1 protein-coding gene is annotated in these 827 nt (G+C 58.0%); it reads right to left on the bottom strand.

The window, feature by feature from the left end:
• Nucleotides 1–816, bottom strand: an 816-nt coding sequence (locus tag CSC70_RS13765; RefSeq protein WP_425501597.1) for a phage tail length tape measure family protein, incomplete at its 3' end; no start/stop codon positions are given.
• Between the last annotated feature and the right edge of the window lie 11 nt (nucleotides 817–827).

Genomic DNA, 827 nt, shown 5'->3' with positions numbered 1-827 from the left:
CTTGTTGTAATCCGCCTGCAGGTTTTTCCCGTCTTTCAGTGCCTTGTTCAGTTCTTCCTGACGGGCGGTATATTTCTCCAGCGGCGTCTGCAGCCGTTCGTAAGCCTTCTGCGCCTCTTCGGTATATTTCAGCCGTGACGCTTCGGTATCGCTCTGCTGCTGCGCATTTTTGTCCTGTTGAGTCTGCTGCTCAGCCTTCTTTCGGGCGGCTTCAAGCGCAAGACGGGCCTTTTCACGATCATCCCAGTAACGCGCCCGCGCTTCATCGTTAACAAAATAATCATCCTTGCGCAGATTCCAGATGTCGTCTGCTTTCTTATACGCAGCCTCTGCCTTAATCAGCATCTCCTGCGCGGTATCAGGACGACCAATATCCAGCACCGCATCCCACATGGATTTGAATGCCCGCGCAGTCCTGTCTGCCCAGGTCTCCAGCGTGCCCATGTTCTCTTTCAGGCGGCGGGTCTGGTCATCAAACCCTTTCGTTGCGGCCTCGTTCGCCGCCTGCAATGCCCCGGCTTCATCGCCGGAACGCTGCAACTGAGCAACATACGCAATCTGCTCCGCCGACACGTTATGGAACTGGCGAGCCATCGCCGTCAGCCCCGACGTCGGGTCTGTGGTCAGCTTCCCGAAGGCTTCAGCGACCTTGTCCACCTCCACGCCGGATGCAGAGGAGAAACGCGCCACACTCTGGCTGATGGACGCAATCTGAGCCTCACCGCTTACCCCCGCCTTAACCAGTGCGCTGAGTGACTCGCTGGTCTGGTTAAACGTCAGCCCTGCCGCCTGCCCGGCTCTGGACAGGACCAGCATACGATCTGCCG

The sequence above is a fragment of the Pseudoxanthomonas kalamensis DSM 18571 genome (assembly GCF_010211745.1).
Taxonomy (GTDB): domain Bacteria; phylum Pseudomonadota; class Gammaproteobacteria; order Xanthomonadales; family Xanthomonadaceae; genus Pseudoxanthomonas_A; species Pseudoxanthomonas_A kalamensis.
This window is presented reverse-complemented; position numbering and strand designations above follow the sequence as displayed.